General features: G+C 59.8%; 21 protein-coding genes. 8 read left to right on the forward strand and 13 right to left on the reverse strand.

Annotated features, from left to right (window positions below; translation table 11 throughout):
* Window positions 1–96: 96 nt before the first annotated feature.
* A complete protein-coding gene (locus tag GAO09_RS19920; RefSeq protein ID WP_153356431.1) occupies window positions 97–1,332 on the reverse strand; it encodes a metallochaperone AztD in 1,236 nt (411 codons plus the stop codon).
* 390 nt (window positions 1,333–1,722) lie between these two features.
* Here GAO09_RS19920 and GAO09_RS19925 point away from each other — a divergent pair, with 390 nt between their 5' ends.
* From GAO09_RS19925 to GAO09_RS19935, 3 genes are all read left to right on the forward strand, one after another.
* The gene (locus GAO09_RS19925) at window positions 1,723–2,187 is read left to right on the forward strand and encodes a PAS domain-containing protein (protein WP_153356434.1); all 465 of its coding nucleotides are present in this window, start codon (window positions 1,723–1,725) and stop codon (window positions 2,185–2,187) included.
* 17 nt (window positions 2,188–2,204) lie between these two features.
* The gene (locus GAO09_RS19930) at window positions 2,205–2,549 is read left to right on the forward strand and encodes a hypothetical protein (protein ID WP_153356437.1); all 345 of its coding nucleotides are present in this window, start codon (window positions 2,205–2,207) and stop codon (window positions 2,547–2,549) included.
* A gap of 282 nt (window positions 2,550–2,831) precedes the next feature.
* The gene (locus GAO09_RS19935; RefSeq protein ID WP_153356440.1) at window positions 2,832–3,398 is read left to right on the forward strand and encodes a manganese efflux pump MntP; all 567 of its coding nucleotides are present in this window, start codon (window positions 2,832–2,834) and stop codon (window positions 3,396–3,398) included.
* Between the two features lie 17 nt (window positions 3,399–3,415).
* Here GAO09_RS19935 and GAO09_RS19940 read toward each other — a convergent pair whose 3' ends face one another.
* The 5 genes from GAO09_RS19940 to GAO09_RS19960 all read right to left on the reverse strand — a co-directional run bounded on the left by GAO09_RS19940 (window position 3,416) and on the right by GAO09_RS19960 (window position 9,253).
* Window positions 3,416–3,835, reverse strand: a complete 420-nt coding sequence (locus GAO09_RS19940) for a hypothetical protein (protein WP_153356443.1) — start codon at window positions 3,833–3,835, stop codon at window positions 3,416–3,418.
* Complete coding sequence (locus GAO09_RS19945; protein WP_153356445.1) at window positions 3,832–5,088, reverse strand: hypothetical protein; 1,257 nt, start codon at window positions 5,086–5,088, stop codon at window positions 3,832–3,834. Before GAO09_RS19945 ends, GAO09_RS19940 begins: the two co-directional genes overlap by 4 nt.
* Window positions 5,089–5,172: 84 nt before the next feature.
* Window positions 5,173–6,189 (reverse strand): alpha/beta hydrolase family protein, encoded by a 1,017-nt coding sequence (locus GAO09_RS19950; protein WP_153356448.1) that lies wholly within the window; start codon window positions 6,187–6,189, stop codon window positions 5,173–5,175.
* Between the two features lie 122 nt (window positions 6,190–6,311).
* Complete coding sequence (locus GAO09_RS19955; RefSeq protein WP_153356451.1) at window positions 6,312–7,640, reverse strand: GH1 family beta-glucosidase; 1,329 nt, start codon at window positions 7,638–7,640, stop codon at window positions 6,312–6,314.
* 89 nt (window positions 7,641–7,729) lie between these two features.
* Window positions 7,730–9,253: an ABC transporter substrate-binding protein gene (locus GAO09_RS19960; RefSeq protein WP_153356454.1), complete on the reverse strand. Its 1,524-nt coding sequence runs from the start codon at window positions 9,251–9,253 to the stop codon at window positions 7,730–7,732.
* A 260-nt stretch (window positions 9,254–9,513) separates the two neighbouring features.
* Here GAO09_RS19960 and GAO09_RS19965 point away from each other — a divergent pair, with 260 nt between their 5' ends.
* Complete coding sequence (locus GAO09_RS19965) at window positions 9,514–10,776, forward strand: sensor domain-containing diguanylate cyclase (RefSeq protein WP_153356457.1); 1,263 nt, start codon at window positions 9,514–9,516, stop codon at window positions 10,774–10,776.
* A gap of 9 nt (window positions 10,777–10,785) precedes the next feature.
* Here GAO09_RS19965 and GAO09_RS19970 read toward each other — a convergent pair whose 3' ends face one another.
* The gene (locus GAO09_RS19970) at window positions 10,786–11,688 is read right to left on the reverse strand and encodes a pentapeptide repeat-containing protein (RefSeq protein ID WP_153356460.1); all 903 of its coding nucleotides are present in this window, start codon (window positions 11,686–11,688) and stop codon (window positions 10,786–10,788) included.
* A gap of 153 nt (window positions 11,689–11,841) precedes the next feature.
* On the opposite strand from GAO09_RS19970, the gene GAO09_RS19975 reads away from it, so the two are divergent.
* The 3 genes from GAO09_RS19975 to GAO09_RS19985 are packed head-to-tail and all read left to right on the forward strand — an operon-like array spanning window position 11,842 to window position 14,188.
* On the forward strand, window positions 11,842–12,621 hold the full coding sequence (locus GAO09_RS19975) for a DeoR/GlpR family DNA-binding transcription regulator (RefSeq protein WP_153356464.1): 780 nt from the start codon (window positions 11,842–11,844) through the stop codon (window positions 12,619–12,621).
* A 23-nt stretch (window positions 12,622–12,644) separates the two neighbouring features.
* Window positions 12,645–13,805, forward strand: coding sequence for an MFS transporter (locus GAO09_RS19980; protein WP_153356467.1), 1,161 nt, complete (start codon window positions 12,645–12,647; stop codon window positions 13,803–13,805).
* Window positions 13,805–14,188, forward strand: coding sequence for a VOC family protein (locus GAO09_RS19985; protein ID WP_153356469.1), 384 nt, complete (start codon window positions 13,805–13,807; stop codon window positions 14,186–14,188). The genes GAO09_RS19980 and GAO09_RS19985 overlap by 1 nt, the downstream gene beginning before the upstream one ends.
* 52 nt (window positions 14,189–14,240) lie before the next feature.
* Here GAO09_RS19985 and GAO09_RS19990 read toward each other — a convergent pair whose 3' ends face one another.
* Entirely contained in the window at window positions 14,241–15,134 is an 894-nt protein-coding gene (locus GAO09_RS19990) for a LysR family transcriptional regulator (protein WP_153356472.1), read from the reverse strand.
* Window positions 15,135–15,238: 104 nt separating this feature from the next.
* Between GAO09_RS19990 and GAO09_RS19995 the strand changes: the two genes are divergently transcribed.
* Complete coding sequence (locus tag GAO09_RS19995; RefSeq protein WP_153356475.1) at window positions 15,239–16,108, forward strand: SDR family oxidoreductase; 870 nt, start codon at window positions 15,239–15,241, stop codon at window positions 16,106–16,108.
* A gap of 94 nt (window positions 16,109–16,202) precedes the next feature.
* On the opposite strand, the gene GAO09_RS20000 is transcribed toward GAO09_RS19995, so the two are convergent.
* The 5 genes from GAO09_RS20000 to proS form a co-directional block, all read right to left on the reverse strand.
* On the reverse strand, window positions 16,203–17,504 hold the full coding sequence (locus GAO09_RS20000) for a PQQ-dependent sugar dehydrogenase (protein ID WP_153356478.1): 1,302 nt from the start codon (window positions 17,502–17,504) through the stop codon (window positions 16,203–16,205).
* 644 nt (window positions 17,505–18,148) lie between these two features.
* The gene (locus GAO09_RS20005) at window positions 18,149–20,578 is read right to left on the reverse strand and encodes a methyl-accepting chemotaxis protein (RefSeq protein ID WP_153356480.1); all 2,430 of its coding nucleotides are present in this window, start codon (window positions 20,576–20,578) and stop codon (window positions 18,149–18,151) included.
* Between the two features lie 730 nt (window positions 20,579–21,308).
* Complete coding sequence (locus GAO09_RS20010) at window positions 21,309–21,992, reverse strand: ABC transporter ATP-binding protein (protein WP_153356482.1); 684 nt, start codon at window positions 21,990–21,992, stop codon at window positions 21,309–21,311.
* Between the two features lie 14 nt (window positions 21,993–22,006).
* A complete protein-coding gene (locus GAO09_RS20015; protein ID WP_153356485.1) occupies window positions 22,007–23,314 on the reverse strand; it encodes a lipoprotein-releasing ABC transporter permease subunit in 1,308 nt (435 codons plus the stop codon).
* A 106-nt stretch (window positions 23,315–23,420) separates the two neighbouring features.
* Window positions 23,421–24,746: a proline--tRNA ligase gene (gene proS / locus GAO09_RS20020; protein WP_153356737.1), complete on the reverse strand. Its 1,326-nt coding sequence runs from the start codon at window positions 24,744–24,746 to the stop codon at window positions 23,421–23,423.
* Window positions 24,747–25,135: the final 389 nt, after the last annotated feature.

The raw sequence follows: 25,135 nt of genomic DNA on the forward strand, positions 1-25,135 counted from the left end.
GCGCACAGGCGCCCTCCCCGATGAACGGATCGACAAGGGGCGGATGCAGCCGCCAAGGGGGCACGGCGCCCTCCGCCCCTCGCCCCATCGTCCCGATCAATGCGTGGCGCCGGAACCGCCGGCTGCGACCACGACGAAGGGCTGGCCTTCCACGGCGACGGTGCGCTCTTCCTTGAGCGTCTTCGGATCGATGACACGTACGAGGCTATGGCGCGGATCGGTGATGACGATATGGTCGCCGGCAACGGCCAGACGCGGGCGCGGATCACGCCAGTGGCCGTCCTTGCTATAGGGTTCGGTGACGGTTTCGGAGAGTTTGATTTTTGCATCGATCGTGTCGATCAGGTGCAGCTTGCCGTCTTCGGTCAGCACATAGGCGTTGCGCGGTTCGGCCGGATCGAGCGCGAAATCGACGCGGCGGGTGGGCAGATCGACGAGACGATACGGCATTTCGGCATCGTCCGGGTCGATCAGGGCCACCTTGTCTTCCCCATAGTTGCCGAGGAAGAACTGCATTGACGTGCCGCCCAACAGGGTAGACACCTTGCCCTTGGGCAGCTTGTCGCCATAGGCAATCAGGTCCAGCTTCGGGGCTTCGGAACCGTTGGGGCGCACGACCAGCACGCCCTCCGTGCAGCCGAAAGCGACGAGACGAGCAGATGTGGCTTCGCCATGCAGGTCCGAGCAGGTGGCAATATCGCCGACCTGTTTGCCTTCGCGATCGAGCACGCGCAGACCACGACGCGGCGGAAGCTCGCCTTCCTTGACGGTCACATCCGTTTTCGGCACCGAGGTGAGCAGGTAATTGCCCATAGGCACGGCAACACCATGGTGGGCGAGCGTGGTTTCGAAACCACGGATCGCCGGTTTGCCTTCGATTAGGGCTTCTTCCGAGAGGAGATCGAAGCGGTTGTCGCGATCGTAGAAAACGGCAATGTCATCGCCGTGCGTGACGACGTGGCCGGGCTTCTTTCCGGTGATGGTGGTGGGCAGCAGCTTTGGTTCGGAAAGCTCGATATCGCGGTGATCGCCATGGTCGGAGAGCGCCACGCCGGTATCGATCGCCTGGACGAGGTTTTCATCGCCCTGGATGGCGAACAGGGTGCGGCCGCTTTCCGACAGCGACAGGGCATTAAAACCCTTGGTGTTGAAACGGCCGATCTCCTTGCCCGAAGCAAGATCGATGGCGCGCACGGCAGGCAAGGTATGATCGGCAATAAACAGCCGCCAGCTTTCCGCATGCTCTTCTTCAGCAAACGAAATCTGCGGCACGAGGAATGTGGAAGCGAGCGCGGAGGCGGCAAGCGCGAGGCCGTAACCGGTGCGGGACATGGTGTCTCCTATGTATGTAATTTTATAACATATGTACCGTTATAAAATTACACCCCCTTTGTCCAGCCTGCCGATGCCGTCGCAGATGGGATAATGGATGGTGGCGTTGTGGAAAACATGAGTGCCCGACGTGTTCAAATCAGATGATGCAGCGTCTGCATCGGCACGAACACGGGCCCGCCAAGTTGCGAACATGCTGATATGTCGGGGTATAATTACCCATTCCGCAAATCTGATACGGTATTCAGATATGCGGACCCATGAAAATCGACGGGATTGGTCGAAAAACGACAAAGCCTCCCTTGCCGGGAGGCTGTTTTGCGAAAGATCATGTTCAGACTGATTTGAAGAGGACGATTTCAACAGGGCATTTGAGAGGGGGAAAGGTGGATGGGAGACACCTATTCGTTCAACAACAAACCGCATTATGGCTATTTCACCTGGGATATCGCCAAGGACGAAATCTGGGGCGACGCCACTTTTGCCGAGAACCTTGGCTTGGATGCCGAGACGGCGAATAACGGGTTTTCGGTGTTGCATTATATGGAACTGGTGCATCCTGACGACCGTGAGCAAGTGGCGACGGCCACCCGGACAGCGGTGCTGACAGGCAACCCCTACATGGTCATCAATCGGATCTGCCGAGGCGACGACATCGTCACCATCCGCAACCGCGGGACCTGTTTCCGTTACCGAGACGGACTGCCGAGCATGGCGACCGGCATGCTGGAAATATTGCAGGTGGAACGGCTTCGCCCGCCCGCCGCCAACGAGCAGCCCAGCATCGACACACGCCGGGCATCGGCAGGCGGCGGCAACAGGGTGTGGGTCGAGTTTCTCGAACCACAGAACTGAGAGAACGCTCGGACCACATGGCATTCAAGATTTTTCGGCGGAGAACGCCGGAACAGAAACAGCGTGAAGCCGACACGGCCCGCAGCATGCTGAAAGCGGGCGGCGTGCTTGCCTGCATCCCTGTCGGGCTGGTCGCTTTCGGCCTCGCCTTCCCCATCTTCATGCCGCTGCTGGGCGGCATCGCCATCCTCTTCGGGCTTATCGCTGCATGGGCATTGATGCATGGTGCCCACGATATGCTGGTGGCGCGGACCTGTGGCCAGCGTAACGCCTTTTTCGGCGCGATCGGCTTGTTTCTGGCGATCACACTGGTGATGACAATTCTCACCGGCGGTGATTTTCTGCGGGAATTGCTGCCATGATGGCGGGTTCATCCAGCATTTTTCCGCGCCAGATGCAAATGCTTCTCAATACCATAACAAACTGTTTTTGTTGACTTATTTCGAACGAATCGGTATCCGGACCGCATTCGGGGAGTAGCAACCGTCAATTCTGACGGGGCGACGTCAACATGATCGCGGGCATCTGCCTGCGTGGCGCCGCCAGCCTTTTATGGAAGGCCCTGCGAGACCGTTGGCGGCAGCGCATCTGGGGCAGATGCGTGCGTTTGCCGTCCAACCTCACGTCCCGATGAAAGACCAACAATGTCTCCCTTCACGATCGCCGCGCTCGCCGTCGGCATGTCCATCGATGCCTTTGTCGCTTCCGTCAGCCGTGGTGCCGGACTGAAACGTCCGCCGCTCAAGGAAGCGCTGCGCACTGGCATTGTTTTCGGTGTCGTCGAAACCATCACGCCGCTGCTCGGCTGGCTGGCGGGCATCGTCGCCAGCCAGTATGTGCAGGCCGTCGATCACTGGATTGCCTTCACCTTGCTCGCCATCGTCGGCGGCCGCATGGTGATGGAAGGTTTTTCACGCAAGGAAGAAGTCGAGCAGGCTGGTTCAGACAGCCGTTCGATCCTGATCCTGATGGCAACCGCGATCGGAACCAGCATCGATGCGATGGCCGTCGGCGTGTCGCTCGCCTTTCTCGAGGTCAATATCGTTATCGTGGCGATTGCCATCGGCTTTGCCACCTTTGCCATGTCCACCGGCGGCATGCTGCTGTCGCGCCTGATCGGCGTGCGTTTCGGCAAATGGGCGGAAGTCATCGGCGGCATTGGACTCGTGGCTCTGGGTGCGTCCATCCTGTTCGATCACCTGACAGCTTGAACGACCTGACCTGGCCTTTACCGGTCGGGCGTCGCGCTGTCTGAAAACCCGAAAAAACGGCGTCCCCAGCATTCCCAGAGTGTCCATTGCAGCAGGCAGAGCAGCACGGTGGCGCCGTCATCGACCATTCGGGGCCCGGAAACCTGCCAGATCAGCAGCGCATAGAGCGGGTGGGCGAGATACAGACCAACCATGCTGCCGAAAAGCACGCGGATGCCCCACGCCGCCAACCGGCGGCGCGGGATCAGCGCAAGTGCGGCACATGCCATCAGCGTCAGGGCGACGCTCGATACCAGCAATAACCGGACATAGTGGACGACATCATCGCCGCCGCGTGACACAAGACCGAGGGCATCAAGGCGGATCGTGACCAGCTGCCCCTGATAAAGGCCGATGGCTGTCAGGTAAAAAACGATCAGCCGGGTTTTCCATGTCACCCGGCAAAGCGAAGATAAGACGCGTCCAGCGCCGTGCGCCTTGCATTTGGCGGCAGAGCACCAACGCTGAGGCGCTCTTTCCCCGAAAGTGGCAGGCGTTCCAGCAGCCAGCGTGCCAAAATCTCGTCGTCATCAACGGCACGCAGTTTCAGCGCTTCATAGGACGCGATGCCGCCGAGGCGTTTTGCCAGCGGACCGCCCTCTTCCAGATCGGCGACGATCTTTTCAAGGAAGGCGCCCAACGTGATTGTCACGCTCTTATCAGCCACGGGAACCAGCGGCGCAATGCGAACCAGCGGCAGCGCATCCGTCGGCACCGGCTCCGGCCTGCGGCGGAAAAAGCCGGTTTTACCGAGTGGCGATCGCTCGCCGTTCTTTACCTGGCCCTCGACGGCAACAATCTGCACTGCCTGAACGCTGCGGAACTCGTATTCTTCCGCCTCACCCTCCGGCTGACCACCATAACTGAAGCATTCGACGATGACCGCTGGGGCGCCGGGCACAAGTTCGGAAGCGACGATATATGGCTGGTCGAAGACATCGGCCTCACCATCCTCATCGGCAACAACCGCAGCTTCGATGGGCGCCTCACCCTTTGTCGAGAACTCCTGACCGACCCATCCGACATTTCTGGAGATGAAGGCGGGATAAAGCTGTCCGTAATCGGCAGGGTCGGGCGCGCGCTGAGATTCCGCATAAAGCTCGTCGGTTGCGGTAAAATCGATCTCGCATTCGAGATCGGGCGGACGACGGGCGGTTTCGATATCTCGGCCGTTGCGCGGTGCGAACTGCACGACATAGTTCGGCAGCGCATCGAAATCCTCATTGTCCGAGCCCGGCTCCTGGTCCCATTCGACGGCTGTGACGGTCACGGCATAATCGCCGTTTTCGATCTCTATCCAGAAATCCTCGTTGTCCGAAGTTTCAGTCATCTTTTCAAGGCCGGGCAGCGCATCGGAGTTGTCGAGAAAGGCGCGGCCATGGCGCACCATGTAAGGAAAGGTCCATTGCGGCCCGGCATAGGTCTGTTCGCGTTCGGTGATGGCACCATTGGTGACCCGCACGGCAAAATCGCCGTCGCTGCCGGTGCACCACGCGATCAGCCGTCCCGCCACACTTTCGGCCGGATAAATGAAGGGCTCGCTGTACCAGGCGATCGGCCACTCAGCCGCATGCGCCAGATCATCGGGATGGAAGAGGACCATATGCGCGACATCGGTCGGCATCATCAGTTTTTTGGAGAATTCAGTCATGTAACCCGTCGCAAGTCATTGGTCTCGCGCGGAAAATAGGAAGAGAGAGCAGGTTGGGAAGTGCGGATGAAGCAGATTGGGGAATTATACCTGGAGAGTAGCCAAACCGAAAAATCCCACCGCCAACGCCGCCGACCGATCATGGATATCACGGCGGCTGATACCGGGCGGATCCACGCAGATCTCCGAATGATCGCATCGCCCCCAGTCAGTGCATTCACTCAGAAACACGTAATGTCCGGCGGCATGGTCAAGGATTTCCAGCCGGCTGTCCGGCAATACTTCATGCAGCCATTGCGCACAAAGGTCGGCGGGCGCCTCCCTGTCCGAACAGGTGGCCGCCATTGCGACTGGCGTCTTTATCCGCTCAAGGCTCTCCTTGGTCATACCGCGAACCGTTGGGGCCGGAGCGCAGAGAAAGGCGGCCTTGATGCGCGGGTCATTAAACGAGATCGATTGCCGCTCCCAAGATGTCCGGAAGACCGGGTTGTCTTCAAGCAGATCCGGAATATGCCGGACGATATCGGGAAACTCGCGCGGCCCCGTGGCGAAATGCTCTGCGCCGGCCCATTCCACATAAAGCGGCACGTGGGTAATGCCTCCAAGCAACGACAGCGCCGTGTAACCACCAAGCGAGAAACCGGCCACGGTAACCCGGTCAAGATCGATACGACCGGCGAACGGGCCGGCAATGGCATGGTGATCCAGCAAGGCACTCAGGTCGGCTGCACGTTCCCACCAGCACAAAAAACCTTCGGCACGATAGGGCTCGCCTGCGGTATTGCCGTGGTGATCGGCGCCGATGACCAGAAATCCGGCTTCGGCCAGACGCTCCGCCAGCCAGCCAAGACCGGCAGCGGTGCCGCCTGTTCCGTGCGACAGGAGCACGGCGGGATAGGTTTTCCGGCGGGCGGATATTTTCAGGCCTGCGATGGTCTTGCCCAGAATGTAGAGTTTATCCGTGGAAACAGGTTCCGCATGAGCAGCATCAACATCGGTCGGGTACCACGCTGACCAGCGCAGTGGACGGGCGCTATCGCCAGACCAATTCCGGCGCGTCGCATCTTCTTCCCTGCCCGATAAGAAACCGACTACGGCCATCCCTCTCCCCCCAGAACTTGCCGATACCCAGCGGGTTATTGGGGCTGAAATTTCCAAAAATTGTCAACGCAAAACGGCCCGGACATACCGGGCCGTTTTAACGCTCAATCAGTTACCTGCCCTTACAGCGCGTTTTTCCGAATGACGTCGCTCAACCAGTGATACGACGCTTTCGGGATTCGCTGCAGCGTCGGGTAATCGACGTAGACGAGGCCAAAACGTTTGGAAAAGCCCCTGCCCCATTCAAAATTGTCCATCAGCGACCAAGCGAAATAACCCCTGATATCGTGGCCTTCCTCAAGCGCATCGAGCAGGACGTTGAGGTAACCCTCGAAATAGGCGATGCGGTCCTTGTCGATCACCTTGCGATCGGGGCCGAGTGCGTCCGGGTAGGATGCGCCGTTTTCGGTGATGTAGATCGTCGGTTTGTTGTAGCGCTCGCTGGTGTCGCGGATCTGTTCCAGAAACGCCTGCGGATCGACGACCCAGTTTACGTCGGTCAGCGGGCCCATGCCGGTTGGCGGGGCGGTTTCGGCGATGCCGAATGTGGTGTTCTTGTTGGGGCCGACAAAAACCGGATTGTAATGGTTGAGGCCAAAGAAATCCATTTCCTGGCTGATATCGGCCATGTCGTCGCCGAGGATCAACGGTTCCATTTCCTTGGCGATCGGCTCGGGATAGGTGCCGAGCCAGAGCGGATCGACGGTGACGCGGCGCCACAGGCAATCACCCAGAATGCGGGCTTCCTCATGGGCGGCATCGTCATAATGCGGGCGCACCGGGCCGAGCGAGACGATGTTTCCGACCTGCGCGTCCGACGCTTCGGCGCGCACGGCCTTGACTGAATAGCCGTGAGCGAGATTGAGCGCGTGGATGGCCTTCAAACTGTCCTCATAGGACTGTTTGCCCGGCGCGTGGCGGCCGACATTATAGGCCACCCATGGAATGACGTTGGGCTCGTTGATCGGCGCGAACCGTTTGACGCGGTCGCCAAAATGGCGGGCGATGGTGGCGGCGTAATCGGCGAAAATTTTTGGCGTCTCGCGGGATCGCCATCCGCCCTTTTCTTCCACCGCCACCGGCATGTCCCAGTGATGCAGGCAGATCCACGGCTCGATGCCTTCATGCAGCAGAAGGTCGATGACGCGGTCGTAAAAATCCAGACCGCGCTGGTTAACTTGGCCCGAACCTTCCGGAAAGATGCGCGGCCATGCGGTCGACAGGCGGTAGGCACCGACGCCGAGACCGCTCATCAGGCCGATATCCTCGGGGTACCGGTGATAATGGTCACAGGCGATGTCGGCGGTTTCGCCGTTTGTGGTGCGGCCGGGCGTGTGGGCGTAAACGTCCCAGACACTCTGGCCACGGCCATCCTTGTTGACGGCGCCTTCTGTCTGGAAGGCGGAGGCGGCAACGCCCCAGAGAAAGTCCTTGGGAAAAGAACGCGTCATGACGGGTGCTCGTTATCGATGATTGATGCTGTTGGGCATGCCCCGCGGGAGGCGCGGGACATGCGGGATGTCAGGCGGTGGCAACAGGATCAGTTGGCCGTGCTGACATTCCAGAAGTAAGGCCAGGGCGACGGCTGAAAATCCTTCAGCGTCTTCTTCTTGGAACCAAGCGCGTTGAAATCGCCGACCTTGTAGACCGGGGCTTCCTCGTAAAAGGTTTTTTGGATTTCCGCCCAGAGTGCCTTGCGCTTTTCCTGATCCGGCTCAGCGATAAAGGGTTCGACGGCAGCGGTCTTGGCAGGCGTTGCCCACCAGCCGGGATAGCTGTCGGACATCCAGCCGTTGAGGATCGGCTCCGGCGGGAACGGGCCGTGGGTGATGAAGATATCCCACAATTTGGGGTCGGCGCGGCGGGTGGTGAGCGTTGCCCAGTCGAACACGCCGAGTTCGACCTTGAAGCCGGCGGCCTTCAGATATTCGGCAGCGACCTGCGCCATCTTGTAATGGAATTCGTACTGGCGGCTGGTGAGGATGCGGATCGGCTTTTCGCCGTCATATCCGGCTTCCTTGGCCATGGAGGCTGCGGTTTCCGGGTCGCCATTGCCGTAACGCTCGATGCCCTCCTCCGTGTGCCAGACGTACCCTTCCGGATAAAGCGCGCCGTTGACGGCGAAAAATTCCGGATTGCCGAAGGCGGCAAGCAGCATGTCTTCCGGGTTGAGAGCGGCCTGGATGGCGTGGCGCATTTCCTTTTTCGCCAGCACACCTTCCTTGGTGTTCATGACGAAAACCGGCGCGCCATAAGGCTTTAGCACCACCGGCTCGGAAGCGTCCGAGCCTTTCAGACGGTCGAACGTTTCCGGAGCAAGCGAGTCGGCATAATCGAACTGGCCGGAGATCGCGCCTTCGAGGCGGGTATTGGCATCCGGCACCGGCACGAAGCGGATTTCATCGAGGATCGCCTTGCGGGCGCCGCCAAAACCGTTGGCCGCTTCCGAACGCGGCTGATAGCCGTCGAAACGGGTGAGTTGCAGATACTGGTCGGCCTTGCGCTCCTTCAGGAGATACGGGCCGGTGCCGATGAATTTTGTCAGCGGGTCATCGGCGAGGTTGGCCTTCGGCATGATGACGGCGGCCGAATTGTTGAAGGCGAGCAGCGACAGCAGCGGCGCATAAGGCTTGCTCAGGACGATCTGAACGGCATCGTCGCCCTTGGCGGTGATCGAGGTGAAATAGGGCGCGATCTGTTTGCCGCGCGAGGCGATCTTTACCCAGCGCTCGACCGAGGCGACGACATCGGCGGATGTCATGGTCGAGCCATCGTGGAACTTGATGCCCTTGCGAAGGGTGATGTCATAGGTCTGGCCGTCGGCCGATACGGTCGGCATCGCTTCGGCCAGAAGCGGCACGACATTCCATTCGGCATCGAAGGTGAACAGCGTTTCAAAAATGTGCTGCGTGGTCATGCCCACCACATCGGCGGTGGAGGCCATCGGATCGAGCGTCGGCGGTTCGCCGATCGTGGCGACATTGATGACGCCGGCGGCGAAACTCGGGTTGGGGATGGCCGACAAGAACAGGAAGGGGGCAGCGAGCAATGCGTTTCTAAGCATGAAGTTCCCTTTTTCGATAAACCACAATTATGGAATATGCATTCTTATTATGGATATAGTGTCGGGCATGGTTTTGTTTGTCAAACCGGAATTGCAGTCATCGCAATGCGGTGAGAACGGAAGCTATGCCGATAACGTCGGGTTGAACGCGGGAAACCGATGGGCGTACCGAGTACGGTTGCGTACGAAGCGTCATCGAATTATGCCTAATATATCAAACGACATAGCGGCGGTTACGCCACTTCCGGGAGACGATTGCGATGACGGCCACGCGAATTCTCGAACAATCGCCTGCGATGACCATGCAGCGTGAGGCCGATCGCCTGGCGGCGCTGCAGGAACTCGACATGCTCGACAGCCCGCGCGACGATGGTTTCGACCGGATCGTCCGGCTGATCCAGCAGATCTTTGATGTCGAGATCGGCATCGTTTCGCTGATCGACGCGCATCGGCAGTGGTACAAGGCCTGCAGCGGGCTGAGCTTCGGGGAAATCGAACGGGACGCCAGTTTCTGCCGTTATGTGGTGGCGGCCGAGGAAGCGATCATCGTGCCGGATGCGACGCTCGATCCGCGTTTTGCCGACCACCCGGCCGTGACCGGCGAGTTGCATGTGCGTTTTTACGCTGGCATGCCGCTGACGACCAAGGCCGGGCATGTGATCGGCACAGTCTGCGCCATCGGCAAACGTCCGCGCTCTTTTGGTACGCGCGAGATCGGCATTTTGCAGGAACTGTCAGGGGCCGCGATGGACCGGATCGAGCTGTTGCAGACGGCATCGACCGACAGTTTGACGGAAGCACTGACGCGCCGCGCCTTCAAGACCGAGGCCGACCAGATGGTGACGCTGGCGCAACGTCATGCGCATGCGCTGTCCTGCATCGTGCTCGATATCGATCATTTCAAATCGATCAACGATACCTATGGCCATGCGGCCGGCGATATCGTGCTGAAAGCCGTATCGGCCACCTGCAAGGCAACGCTTCGGGCCACTGACCTGTTCGGCCGTTTCGGCGGCGAGGAATTCGTGGTGGTCCTGCCCTATGTGGACATGGACGGCGCCATGGCGACGGCGGAGCGGTTGCGCAAGGCACTCGAAGGACTGACGGTTGATATCGGTGACCAAACGATTTCGGTGACGGCGAGCTTTGGCGTCGCCTCGCGCTCGCTGACCGGCAAGGATATCGAAACGCTGCTGGCGCAGGCGGATGCCGCCATGTACCGCGCCAAGCAGGATGGTCGAAACCAGTGCCGCTCGTGGAGCGCGCTGCAAAAGGAAGCGGCCAAGGCGACCAAAGGTGAGCGAAAGCGGGTGCTGCGCACCGGCTTCATCCTGTTCGACGATCGCAAAAACCTCGTCAACTGCTCGGTGAAATCACTGGGTGCTGACAGCGCGGGGCTGGTGGTTTCAAATGCGGATGGCCTGCCGGCCGAATTTCTGTTGCAGATCCCCGCAGATGGCATCGAGACCACATGCCGGGTGATCGCCCATGACGGGCATAATCTGGAAGTGGTGTTTCAGTAAGGCTTTCGCTTAAGGCCGGCATCGCGGATCGGCCAGCATACCGGCGAGAATGGTCCTGCCCTCGGCATCGAGAAACTCCTGAAAATCGTTCTCGTTGACGATTTCAATCTCGGAGCCTGGCATGTGATCAGACGTGAAAATGTCGGAAAGCCTGATCCGTTTATCGCCGGCATGGGCCGTAACGGCATCATCCAGCGCCTGAATGAAACCGATGAAATCCTTGATCATGTGCTGCCCGGCGGCGACCGGCGGCTTGATGCCGGATGCCTTGACGTTGCGGAAAGCGCAGAAGGACAGGTGAGCGGTCGCGAAATCCACGCTGTCCAGCACCGTCGGCGCAAGATCATCGCAGCCGAAAATCACATCATCCAACTTGCCGGCAAAGGTCGTGCGCCTCAGTGTCGCCTGCCGGAATTCGGCACGCTTCATGTGGCAATCCACGAACCGGCAGTCTTCGAACTCCGTATAATCCAGGCGGGCAGACTGGAGCCTGCACCGATCGAACGTCACATCGGCAAAACTGTTGCTGTTGGCCATTGTATCGGCACCGAATGAAAAACTGCGCATGTCGCAATCCACAAACCGATTGCGCCGATAGGAAGTTTTCCAATTGCGGATTGCCAGCTCGCAATTTTCGAAAACGCAGTCCTCCAGTTCCCAGTTGGTGAAGGCCAGCCCCGAAATCGCGCAGTTGCGAAAGACGAGATTGCGCCAGACCGGTTTTCGGCCCAGCAGCCGGTTGCGCCACCCCCCTCCTTTGGGATGAAGATCAAAAGGAATGATTTCATGGGCATAATCGCGTTTGCTGCGCAGACGTGAATCCGGGCTGAATTGGGTATCGCTGATCACCAGTGGATCACCGGAGCTTTGCGCGGCCGCAATTCGGGACAAGAGCTGCTTTTCCGCCGACATGCACTCTCCATTTTGTGGGACATATGGACGCTTGCCCCGTCCCTCGGAACATTAGCGCGGTCATGCGCGGCGTCCACTCTTCTATCTGAGCGACACAAAACGTGAAACATCGCGAAGATTGACGCGCCACATCATGCACGTTAATGCACATTTATGAACACTTCACTTTCCATCTCCCGCCGTGACATTATTGAAGCCCGGCTTGCCAAGGGGCAGGAAATCGTCGCTTCTGCCGTGGCCACGGAATTCGATATTTCCGAGGATGCGGTGCGCCGCGATCTGCGCGCGCTGGCCGCCGAAGGCAAATGCCGGCGGGTCTATGGCGGCGCGCTGCCGCTGGTGACGCCATCACGACCGATTGCCGAGCGCATAGGCAAGGCATCGGAGCGTAAGACGGCTTTGGCCCGCGTCGCGGCCGGCACGGTGGCTGCGGGTGAATTGCTGTTTCTCGACTGCGGCAGCACCAATCTGGCCATGGCCGCCCTGCTGCCGGGCGATCAGAAGCTCACTGTTGCGACCAATTCCATCGATATTGCCGCCGCCATCATGAAACGCGGTGATATTCCGCTGATCCTGATCGGCGGGCTGGTGGATGCCGTTGTCGGCGGCAGTGTCGATGCCTCGGCAATTGCAAGACTGGATGAACTGAACATTGACCGCTGTTTTGTCGGTGCCTGCGCGGTGTCCGCCGAAACCGGCATGAGCGTGCAGGAACATGCGGACGCGATTTTCAAACGTAGGCTGATGTCACGCAGCGCCATCACTATCGTGCTTGCCACATCCGAAAAATTCGAAGAGCGCGCGCCGCATCGTATCGGCGGCGCCAAAGATATCGACTGGCTGATCGTCGAGGACGATCTGCCCGCAAGCACAAAACAGGCACTGGCTGACGCCGGTTATGCCTTGCTGACACCCGGCCAGAGCGCCGCCTGACCCTATTCGCAGGAAAGATTTTCATGACCGCTTTTGCACAAACAACGGCCAGTGCCAATCGACCGGAAACACGGCTTGCCACCCGCCTCTCCTTTCTCGTTGCCGGTTTCGGCATCGCCTGCTGGGCACCGCTTGTGCCTTATGCCAAAACGCGACTTGGCATCGATGATGGCGTTCTGGGCATGCTTCTGCTTTGCCTGGGCTTGGGCTCGGTCATCGCCATGCTGGCGACCGGCGTGCTCTCGGCTCGTTATGGCGCCAAGCCGATCATTCTCGTCAGCGGTTTCGGCATTGCACTCACCCTGCCATTCCTGACGCTTGCCGATACGCCGGTAGCGCTTGGTATCGCGCTCGCCCTGTTCGGCGCCTCGCTCGGTACGCTGGATGTGGCGATGAACATTCACGCAATCGAGGTGGAAAAGGATGCGCCAAAACCGCTGATGTCCGGTTTTCACGCGCAATACAGCATTGGCGGTTTTATCGCGGCCATGCTGGTGACGCTGCTTCTGTCGGCAAAGCTCGGGCCATTCCTCACCACGCTGATCTCGTCGGCGTTAATGCTGGTGGCGATGGCGATCATCTGGCCGCGGCTGCTCTCCACCGTGCAGGCAGAGGACGGGCCGCTGTTCGTGATGCCACGCGGTATCGTCGTGCTTCTGGCAGCGCTTGCCGCCATCACCTTTCTCGTTGAAGGCGCAGTGCTGGACTGGAGTGCGCTGCTTTTGACCTCCGAAGGCCGCGTCGAGCCAAGCCAGGGCGGCCTGGGTTACATGCTGTTTGCAATCGCCATGACAGCCGGACGCCTGTGCGGCGATGTGATCACCGCCAAGCTCGGCGACCGCCCGACGCTGTTCTGGGGTGGCATCGTGGCGATTGCCGGTTTTGCGGTGCTGCTCGCAGCCCCCGGCACCATTCTGGCCATGAGCGGTTTTCTGCTGATCGGACTGGGTGCATCGAACATCGTGCCGGTTCTGTTCCGTCGCGCCGGTTCGCAGACCGTGATGCCATCAGGCCTTGCTGTCGCGGCCATCACCACGACGGGTTATGCCGGTGTGCTGGTGGGGCCGGCCGGTGTCGGTTTCGTCGCCAAACACACCGGCCTTCCGGTCTCCTTCTGGCTTCTGGCAGCCCTGCTTATGCTCGTGCCGATTTGTGCGGGCATCGTGACGCGAAAGGCCAACTGATGCGGATTGCCCATGTCGCCTTGTGGACGCAGGACCTCGATACGGCTGCACAATTCTGGGAGCGTTATTTCCGTGCCAGCGTTGGTGAGGCGTATCACAGCAAAAATCGGCCGGGTTTCACCTCGCGTTTCGTGACCCTGCCGGAAGATGGTGGGCAGATCGAGCTGATGACAGGGCCGTGGCTGGCAGATGATGCCCCGGCCGAGCGGATCGGCTGGGATCATATCGCCATCACCCTCGGCAGCGGCGAAGCCGTCGACGCGCTGGCGGAAAAATGCCGGGCGGATGGCTGCCTGAAATCCGGTCCACGCTGGACCGGAGACGGGTTTTACGAGGCGCTCATCCTGATGCCGGATGGAACGCCGGTGGAGATTACCGCGTAAACTCCATGCCCTCTCGATCTCACGCGCCGGAAGCCCCCACAGGCATCCGGCGTCAATCCGCCAGATAGGCCGCCAGTTCTTCGGCGGTTCCCATCGGAAATGCCTCTTTCAGGAAATCGAGGAAGGCCGAGACGCGGGCGCTGAGCAGCCGTCGAGACGGATAGAGCGCCCAGAGCTGCGTCGGCGGGACATCGGCATCACCCCAATGAACCAGCCTTCCCGCAGCGATATCGTGGCTGACCAGCGAGACCGGAAGACGGCCGACGCCGACACCCATCCGCACCGCATCCTGCACCATCGTCAGCGAAGACACGGAAAGAACCGGATCGATGACAAGGTCGGTTCGGCCGGCCGATCCCGTCATGCTCCAGGTCCTGACATCATTCGATGAGCCGCGAATGACGGCCGGAACCGCCGTGCCCTGCGCCGGGCGAACGACGGCCGGACTGGCCACAATCGCAAGCCCATCACGAAGGAAGACCCGGCCGACAAGGTTTGCATCGGGATCCGGGTTGACGCGAATGACCAGATCAAAACCTTCCTCGATCATGTCGACCGGACGATCCTCGGTCGTCACCTCAAGCCTGACCTGCGGGTAACGGATTGCAAACCGGGCAGCCAGCTTGCCCATCGCGGTCTGGGAAAAAAGCACAGGCGCGCTGATCCGCAACCTTCCCTGCGGCCTGGCGCCGCCCGAAGCGATTGCCGACGCGGTTTCTTCCAGTTCCGTCAACAGGGCCCCGGCGCGCGCGTGAAGGGCGCGCCCTTCCTCCGTCAGCCTGAGCATGCGCGCACCGCGTTCAAACAGACGGATGCCGAGACCGGCCTCCAGATCGGACACGCGTCGCGACAGTGTCGCCTTCGGGCGGCCAGACGCGCGGGCGGCGCGCCCAAACCCGCCATGCTGGGCAACGGTGACAAAATCGGCAAGGGCAAGCAAATCCATTCGTTCCACCTGTGAGACGCTGTGTCTATTTTTAGCGTCTATTGGATCACCTGTGAACCATTCATATTCGGATTGTCTTCAGCACCGAAACACGGAGAAACACCATGACAATCCTCATTACTGGCGCAACCGGCCGCGTTGGCCGCCATGTCGTCGCAGAACTGGTCAAACGCAATCCTGATGTTCGCGTCCTCGTCCGCGATCCCGCCAAGGCAGATTTTTCACCCAGCGTGGAGGTTGCAAAGGGCGAACTGCTCGATATCGAAGCGCTCCGCAAAGCATTTTCCGGCGTCAAAACGCTGTTTCTGCTCAATGCAGTTGCCGGCGACGAGTTCACCCAGGCCATCATCACGCTGAACATCGCCCGCGAGGCAGGTGTCGAGCGGGTCGTTTATCTTTCGGTCTTCGATGCCGACCGCGCCGTCAACGTCCCGCATTTCGCGGTGAAGTATGGTGCGGAGCGCATGCTGGACACGATGGGCTTCAGCGCCACGATCCTGCGTCCGGCCTATTTCATCGATAACGAGTTGATGATCAAAGATGTCATCTTCAACTACGGCGTTTATCCGATGCCGATCGGCAGCAAGGGCGTGGCCATGGTCGATGCCCGCGATATTGCCGAGGTTGCCGCGATCGAACTTGTCCGCCGCGACCGTGCGGAAGAAAAGCTGCCGAACGAGACCATCAATCTGGTCGGCCCTGATACGCTGACCGGTGAAGATCTGGCCACCATCTGGTCGCAGACGCTCGGCCGCCCAGTCGCCTATGGCGGCGATGACCCGAGCGGTTTCGAGCAGAACCTCGCCAACATGATGCCGAAATGGATGGGCTATGAAATGCGGCTGATGGCCGAGCGTTATGTCAGTGACGGCATGATCCCCGAAACGGGCGATATCGACCGGTTGACCCGCATCCTTGGCCGCCCGTTGCACAGCTACCGCGAATTCGCTTCGCAGCTTGCCGCCTCGGCCTGAAATCCGGAACGTGCACAGACAGAGAAACCCCGGTCGGAAAAGGCTACCGACCGGGGACCGTTACGCATCAATCCGGGCGAGCGGCGGCTTCCTCTCAGGCGCTGGTGACGCGCCAGATGACGTCGCCGACATCGTCGGCCATCAGCACCGCACCATCCTTCGCCAGTGCCACACCAACCGGGCGTCCATAGGAATGTTTTTCGTCGGGCGACAGGAAATCGGACAGGATTTCACGCGGTGGTCCGACCGGCCTGCCATTTTCGAAAGCGACGAAGGCCAGCTTGTAGCCGGACAGCTTCGAGCGGTTCCAAGATCCGTGCTGGCCGATGGCCATGCCGGCCGGAAAGCCCGGCAGCGTTCCTTCGGGCAGCCAGCAGAGGCCGAGCGAGGCGGTGTGACCGCCCAGCGCATAATCGGGCTGCTCCGCCGAGGCCACCCTGGCGGCATCCTGCGGCACGCGGTCATCCACCACGCGGTTCCAGTAGCAATAGGGCCAGCCGTAAAAGCCGCCGTCGCGCACCGATGTCAGATAATCGGGCGGCGTTTCGTCACCCAGTCCGTCGCGCTCGTTGACCACGGTCCAGAGCATGCCGCCTTCAGGTTCCCAAGCCATCCCCACCGGATTGCGCAGACCACCGGCAAAGATGCGGGACTGGCCGGATGCGAGGTCGTATTCATGAATGCAGGCGCGGTTTTCTTCCACCGCCATGCCCTCATCGGCGATATTGGTGAGCGACCCGACGGCCACGTAAATTTTCGTGCTGTCCTTGCTGGCAATCAGATTGCGGGTCCAGTGTCCACCGGGCACCAGATCCATCAGTTTTGTGGCAGGTGCCGTGATTTTGGTGGCACCCGCCGTATAGGGGTAGGCCAGAAGCGCATCGCTGGCGCCGACATAAAGCGTCTCGCCCACCAGCACGATGCCAAAGGGCTGGCGAACGTTCTCGATATAGGCAAAACTTTCCTCGGCCACACCGTCGCCATCAGCATCGCGCAGCAGGGTCACACGGTTGGCGCTCTGGCCGGAAGCGCGGGCCCGCTGCATGGTCGCGGCCATGGCGTGGTCGAACAGGCTGCGCGGATTTCCCTGCTCACCGATCGATTCAGCTACCAGCACATCGCCATTGGGAAGCACATGCATATTGCGCGGATGCACAAGCCCGCGTGCAAAGGCATTGACCTTCAGCCCAGCGGCGGCTGTGGGTTTGTGATCGCCTTCCCAACCTTTGGCGGTGGGCATTTTCAAGGTCGGGATCCGGCCCTGCGGCTTGGCCTGCGGAATGGCCGGCGTGACGCCGTATGCAGGTTCGCGTGCGCCATCGCCCGAATGACGAATGGTAACGGCGCATTGGCCGACAAGAGCAACAAAGCGTGCAAACAGAGAGGGTTCGGCCATGGGATTACCTCGTGAAAGAAGGGAAAACGCGGGTAGACCAAGAAGCTAGAGCCTTGGCGCGGCAGAACCAGAGAGTATCCGCAAAATATTGGCCGCGAAAGGACCGAGGTTTTTTCCTGTTCAATCGACAACCACTTCTTCCGGCGGCAACGGGTTCGGTCGCCGTTCTTCAGATAGTCCTGCATGATTGCCGCGAGAGATAGCGGCGTCAATTGCTCCGACGTGGATACAAGCTCGTCGATCGGCCACCACCGAACTGGGTACCCCCTATGTTTTCATCGTCATCCAGCATGGAAGGCTCGAAACGGCTGGTGGTGACGATCCGGTATTCCTCGCGCGTGGAGATCCGCTGGTTACCCCAGTCGAAAGTGTGATGCCGCCGCCGGGCGTGATCCAGAACACATCGCCGTCCGGGCTTGTAATCCTAGGAGCAGTATCTGGTTGTTTTCCGAAAAAAGCAGGGCTCGGACTGCTCGCCTTTCGATGACCTTGCGGACGATCTCGGCCATCACTTTCCCCTTGCCTGTGTTTTGATCGACTGTCGGGCGTCATAACACATCAATCTCGGCAAAACCCACGACAAGGCCCCGGTCGGGATGGAACACCGACCGGGGCCGTAATCTGACCGTCGGGGATCGTACCGGTCAGAAATCCGTCCATGTGGAATGGGTAGCTGCCGCAGATCCGCCGCCGAAGGCGCTGGCGACCTTGCGGCCCAATGCCTTGGCCGGCGACATAACCGGCTGGCTGTGTTCATTGGCGACCCGCAGTTCAGGCGCGACAGTCGCGCCGTTGCCGAGGTTGAACTGGCGGATCAGGCCGTTCAGGGCATCAGCCTCCCGCGCAAGGCCATGGCTGGCAGCGGTGGACTCTTCCACCATGGCGGCGTTCTGCTGGGTGCCCTGATCAATGCTGTTGACGGCCTTGTTGATCTCCTGAATGCCGGTGGATTGCTCGCGGGCGGCCTCGACGATGGCCGTCACGTTCTGGTTGATGTGATTGACCTCGCCAACGATGCTTTCCAGTGACTTGCCGGTTTCACCCACCAGTTCGACACCGTTCTGCACGTGTTCATTTGAGGTGGTGATCAGTCCCTTGATCTCCTTGGCAGCGGTGGCCGAGCGCTGGGCCAATTCACGCACTTCCTGAGCGACGACGGCAAACCCCTTGCCGGCTTCACCGGCACGCGCAGCTTCCACACCTGCATTCAGGGCAAGCAAGTTGGTCTGGAAAGCGATCTCGTCGATGACACCGATGATGTTGGAAATCTCGCCAGACGAATGTTCAATCTGCTGCATGGCAACGACCGCTTCACGGACGATCTGGCCGGCCTTTTCGGCTCCGAGGCGGGTGCGGTTGACAAGCACGCCTGCTTCTTCGGCACGCGCGGTACTGTCCTTCATCGTGGTGGCGATTTCCTCGAGTGCGGCTGCTGTTTCCTCGACGGAAGCCGCCTGCTGTTCGGTACGCTTGGCCAGATCGTCGGCAGCCGAGCGGATTTCTTTGGCGCCGCCTTCGATGGCATGGGCATTCGACTTCACGCTCTGCAACGCCTGCTGCAACTTCGTCAGCGAGTCGTTGAAGTTGATCCGCAGGCCATCGAGATTGGCGACGAACGGCCGAGCAATGCGGTAGGCGACATCACCGTCTGACAGGCGCCGCAAACCTTCGGCCAGCGCATCGACTGCGTGCTGGATTTCGGCCGCATCGCGGGCCTTCTGGGCGTCGCGCTCCTGACGTTCGGTCTCGCTCATGTTGCGTTCCGCTTCCGCGGCGCGCTCCATACCCACCTTGGCGATGGCGTTTTCCTTGAACACTTCTACGGCACCGGCCATGTGGCCGATTTCATCAGCACGGCCACGACCGGGCACATCGACGGATGTGTCATTGCCGGCAAGACGTCGCATGGTATCGGTCAGCATGGCGATGGGGTTGGCGATCGAGCGGGCCACGAGCCACATGCCCCCGATACCGGCCCCGGCGATCAACAGCGCCACCAGCATCTGCAACTGCATGTCGTTGCCGTTACGGTTGGAAAGATCCTCGTCCAACGCGATGACTTCGGACATGGCAACACCACGCGGCACATCGATCACGACAGACCATGGCGTGGTGGTACGGCCGATGGTGATGGGTGCAAAAGCCTTGAAACTGTCCTTATCGACAATGACATCACTTTTGCCACCACGGATGATGGAGAGATCACCGTCGCGGCCGGCATCGTTCATGGCATATTGCTTGCCGATGGTTTCCGGGCTGGAACTTGAGGCGACGACAAGGCCCTTGTAGCTGACGATCTCGACGCTGGCTTTGCCGCCATAGATGGACGACTTCACCTGCTCAGCCAGTTGCTGCACGAAGGTCAGATCGAAATCTGCACCGGCCACGCCCTTGAACTTGCCATCGATGGTGATCGGCACCGACATGGTGGCCAGAAACACCTGTTTGCCCTGAACGATGTAGGGAAGCGGATCGAGAATGCTTTCGCCATTGCCGGATTGAGGGCCGATATACCAGCCACCCTTCATGACGCCATTGGGGTGCAGTTCGTGACTGTCGAACTCGACCAACTGCTGCAGGGCGATCTTGCCGGCGGCATCCCGTGTCCAATACGGCAGGAAACGGCCATTGGCATCGGAGGCGAATTGCCTGTTGTTGCGGAATTCGGCATCGCGTCCGTCGAGACCGTTCGGCTCCCAAGCGCTATAGGTGCCGTTGAAACGCGGGTTGCCGTCCAGCACGTTGAGCAGCATGGCGTTGAGCTGGGCGCGGCGCGCTTCAACCGGCGTGGAGGTCGGGCCGTTGGATGCGGCGACCTCGAAGGCGCGCGCCAGATTGCGGGCGGAATCCATGGCGCTGTCGAGTGACGAGCGGATCGTGCCGGCCTGGGTGGACGCGAGCGTGGCAAGGCTTGATCTGGTCTTTTCGACAAGAAGGTCATTCACCTTCTCGCCCACGAACTGTTGGGTATTGCTGGCGGAGACCATGCTGTAGCCGACCAGCGAACCGGTGGCGCCGATAACGCAGAGGCCTGAAAGCAGGGCGATTTTCATCTGTATGGAACGGAATTGCATGTGTTCCTCGCGGGGATGGGAGATGGCTCGGTCGTGGTCGAAAATTCGGGAATGGGGCGCCCTTCCCCAACCGCGTCATGCGGCTGAGGCTGCGTCTAACCCGGCCTCATGGCCGGCCGATGGAACGATGCTTGGGAGGATCGTTGAAGGAGAGGAAGGCCGTCGCAACCGTGCTGTCGCGCCGGCCTTCCCGCGCCGGGCGTGTCGTTACCGCAGTGTCTTGGGGGTCAGTGCAGTCAAAACGCGCTCCGTCGGTTCAAATTCGCGAACCACCAGCGCCCTTCATGAGGCCAGGTTCTTTACAGTCACATGTCATCTGCGACAGCCAAAGAGCTAGAATTAAATGATAAACGCAACCTTAATTGAAAATATTTCAACGCGACATACATTCATGTTCGCTTCAAAAAACAAAACATTACTTGGATTATACTTTATCAATCATCGGTAAATTCTCGACCCGAACGACACCTACTCAGACGGGAAAAAACAAAACGGTGTGTCGCAGGTTTGAGACAATGCTGCACGCAACTTGCGTGCAGCAATATATCCACACAACCACTACCTCAGACAGGCGCAGGCGCGTTACGCCGCAGCGCCCGACTAAAAAAATTATGAAAATCGAAAAATAATCGAAGCGACTGCCGACCGTGGATACGGCCGGCGCGCCCGACGGCGAGCCGCCGCCGATTTTTCCGCCGGGTGAAATGCGATTCGCCGACCGCGTTGTCGATCAGAAATCGACGATCTTGCCGCCTTCCAGCGTCACGCGCCGGTCCATACGGGCGGCGAGGTCGTGGTTGTGGGTAGCGATCATCGCGGCAAGACCGGATTGGCGCACCAATGCCTGCAACGCGTCGAACACGTAGGATGCGGTTTCCGGGTCGAGGTTGCCGGTCGGCTCATCGGCAAGAAGCAGAAGTGGCGCATTGGCAACCGCGCGGGCAATCGCCACGCGCTGCTGCTCGCCACCCGACAGTTCGGCCGGACGGTGTTCGGCACGGTGGCCAATACGCATGTAGTCAAGCAATGCAGCGGCCCGCTCTTTTGCTTCCTTTACCGGAAGACCGGCGATCAGCTGCGGCATCATGATGTTTTCGAGCGCGGTGAATTCCGGCAGAAGGTGGTGGAACTGGTAGACGAAGCCGATATCGCCGCGACGGATGGCCGTGCGGCGGTCGTCGGAAAGATTGCCGCAGGCTTCGCCATCGATATGGATCTCGCCCTCATCAGGGTGTTCCAGAAGGCCTGCGAGATGCAGCAGCGTCGACTTGCCGGTGCCAGACGGCGCGACGAGCGCGACGATCTCGCCCGACTTCAGCGAAAAATCCGCCCCTTTGAGGATAGAGAGGACCGTATCGCCCTGCCCGTACTGCCTGCCGACGCCTGTGAGCTTCAGAATGGTTTTGGTTGCCATGGAGGTGTGCGTTCCTATTCGTAGCGCAGCGCCTGCACGGGATCGAGCCGGGAAGCTCGCCATGCCGGGAAGATGGTTGCAATGAAGGACAGCGTCAGCGCCATGACGACCACGGTGGTGGTTTCGCTAAACGTCATTTCGGCGGGCAGTTCGCTGAGGAAATAGAGTTCCGGGTTGAACAGGACGGTGCCGGAAAGCCAGGAGAAGAAGCTGCGGATCGATTCGATGTTCAGACAGACGACGACGCCCAGAAGAACACCCGCCGCCGTGCCGACAAAACCGATGGCCGCTCCCGTCATGAAGAAGATGCGCATGATCGAGCCGGAGCTTGCCCCCATGGTGCGCAGGATGGCGATATCCGAGCCCTTGTCCTTCACCAGCATGATCAGGCCGGAAATGATGTTCAGCGCCGCGACAAGCACGATCAGCGTCAGGATCATGAACATGACGTTGCGCTCCACCTGCAGGGCGGAAAAGAAGGTCTGGTTGCGCTGGCGCCAGTCGGTCAGAAAGATCTGGCGGTCGCCGGCGGCCATCTCGATCAGCGGCCGCATACCGTCGACGGCATCCGGGTGTTCGATGAACAGTTCGATCGACTGGACGATGCCATCCGCGTTGAAATAGGCCTGCGCCTCTTCGAGCGGCATGTAGACGATCGAGGCATCATATTCCGACATGCCGATCTCGAACGTGCCGGAAATCGGGTAGGATTTGACGCGCGGACTGACGCCCATCGGCGTTACATCGCCTTCCGGCGCGACCAGCGTGATGCGGTCACCGGCAGAAAGGCCAAGCGACGCGGCAAGCCGCGAGCCGATCAGAACGCCATCACCCGAGGCAAAACCGACCATGTCGCCCTGCTTGATGTTGCCGGAGACTTCCTTCAGCTTTTCAAGGTCTTCGGCGCGCACGCCGCGCACCAGCGCGCCGGAACCACCGCCGGTATTGCCCTGCGCCAGCGTCTGGCCTTCGACCAACGGCAAAGCCATGGTGACGCCGGGAACGGCAGCAAATTTCGTGGTGAGATCGGCGTAATCATTAAGCGGGCGATCGACCGGCTGCACGATGATATGGCCGTTGATGCCGAGGATGCGCGAGATCAGCTCGGTGCGAAAGCCGTTCATGACCGCCATGACGATGATCAGCGTCGCGACGCCGAGCATGATTCCGACAAAGGAAAAACCGGCAATGACGGAGATGAAGGCTTCCTTGCGGCGCGAGCGCAGGTAACGCCAGGCGACCATGCGCTCAAACCCGGAAAACGGACCGGCGGATGGTGCTCCCTGCCGCGTGCCATCACCTTCGCTCACGACCTTCGCCATGTGTTCTCCTCGGTCACCGCGCGTCGGCGGTCAGTTTTATCATGGCGTTCGGGCGGCCTCGCGAGAGATCGCCCGAACGGTATTCTTTATCAGGCCCAACCTAAGCTTATTGGGCCGTCAGACGGTTCAGCGCGGCTTCCATGGTCATGGTTTCGCGCGCACCGGTCTTGCGGTCCTTGACCTCGACTTCGCCGGTCGCGGCCGAACGTGGGCCGACGATCAGCTGCACCGGCAAACCGATCAGATCGGCGGTGGCAAATTTGGTGCCGGCACGATCGTCCGTGTCGTCGTAGAGCACGTCCAAACCGGCATTTGTGAGGCCGGTATAAAGGCCATCGCAAACGCGGTCGCAGTTCTCGTCACCCGGCTTCATGGTGATGAGCATGACATCGAACGGTGCGACCGAAGCCGGCCAGATGATTCCGTTCTCGTCATGCGAAGCTTCGATGATGGCGGGAACAAGGCGGGTCGGGCCGATGCCGTAGGATCCCATGTGGACAAGGTGTTCCTTGCCATCCGGACCCTGAACCTTGGCGCCCATCGGCTCCGAATATTTTGTACCGAAATAGAAGATGTGGCCGACTTCGATACCACGAGCGGAAAGGCGGTCACCTTCCGGAATGGCGTCGAAAGCGGCTTCGTCGTGCATTTCCGAGGTGGCGGCGTAAACCGAAGTCCACTTGTCGAAGATCGACTGCATGGCAGCAACATCATCGAAATCGATATCGGCGGCCGGAATGTCGAAATTGGTGAAATCGCGGTGCGAGAAGACTTCACTCTCGCCGGTTTCGGCCAGAATGATGAATTCGTGGCTGTGATTGCCGCCGATCGGGCCGGTATCGGCGCGCATCGGGATGGCGCGCAGGCCGAGACGATCAAACGTGCGCAGGTAAGCTGCGAACATCTTGTTATAGGAATGGATCGCGCTTTCTTTGGTCAGATCGAAGGAATACGCATCCTTCATCAGGAATTCGCGCGAACGCATGGTGCCGAAACGCGGACGGATTTCGTCGCGGAATTTCAGCTGGATATGGTAGAGGTTGAGCGGCAGGTTCTTGTAGGACTTGACTGCCGAACGAAAGATGTCGGTGACCATTTCCTCGTTGGTCGGGCCGTAGAGCATCGGACGCTCCTGGCGGTCCGTGATGCGCAGCATTTCCTTGCCGTAATCCTCGTAACGACCGCTTTCCTGCCACAGATCGGCCGACTGCAGGGTCGGCATCAGAAGCTCGATGGCGCCAGCGCGGTCCTGCTCTTCACGGATGATCTTGTTGACCTTGTCCATGACGCGCTTGCCGAGCGGCAGCCAGGAATAGATGCCCTGGCTCTGCTGGCGAACCATGCCCGACCGCAGCATCAGGCGGTGGGAGACGATTTCCGCTTCCTTGGGATTTTCCTTCAGAATGGGCAAAAAATAGCGGGACAGGCGCATCGCGTTTTCCGATTTGCGGGCCGACACCGGAAAGGAATCGACCGTTAGTGGGCTGATATTGCGAGCGTTCATAGCCGGTTCGGCCGCACATGAAAACCCGGTTGGGCACCGGGTTGAAAACATGTGAGCGAATGCTCAAGCCCCTGACGTTTGCAGCAGCCAAAACGTGCACCAAAGCGACGCAGTGCCGCCATAGGTAGGCAAAACATGGTTTTTTGAGGGACAAGGGGTGCGACATTTTTGTTCACAGGATTTTTTTGCCTGTGTGTAGCAAAAATGCAAAAATTGGGGTGACAAGATGTCTCATGTGGGCTAGCTTCGGCTTACAAAACGGGCAAGGAGATTAAATTCTTGCCTATTTCGCGGTCAAAGTCTTGGGAGGATTTAGA

The sequence above is a fragment of the Endobacterium cereale genome (genome assembly GCF_009617585.1).
In the GTDB taxonomy this organism is placed as follows: domain Bacteria; phylum Pseudomonadota; class Alphaproteobacteria; order Rhizobiales; family Rhizobiaceae; genus Neorhizobium; species Neorhizobium cereale.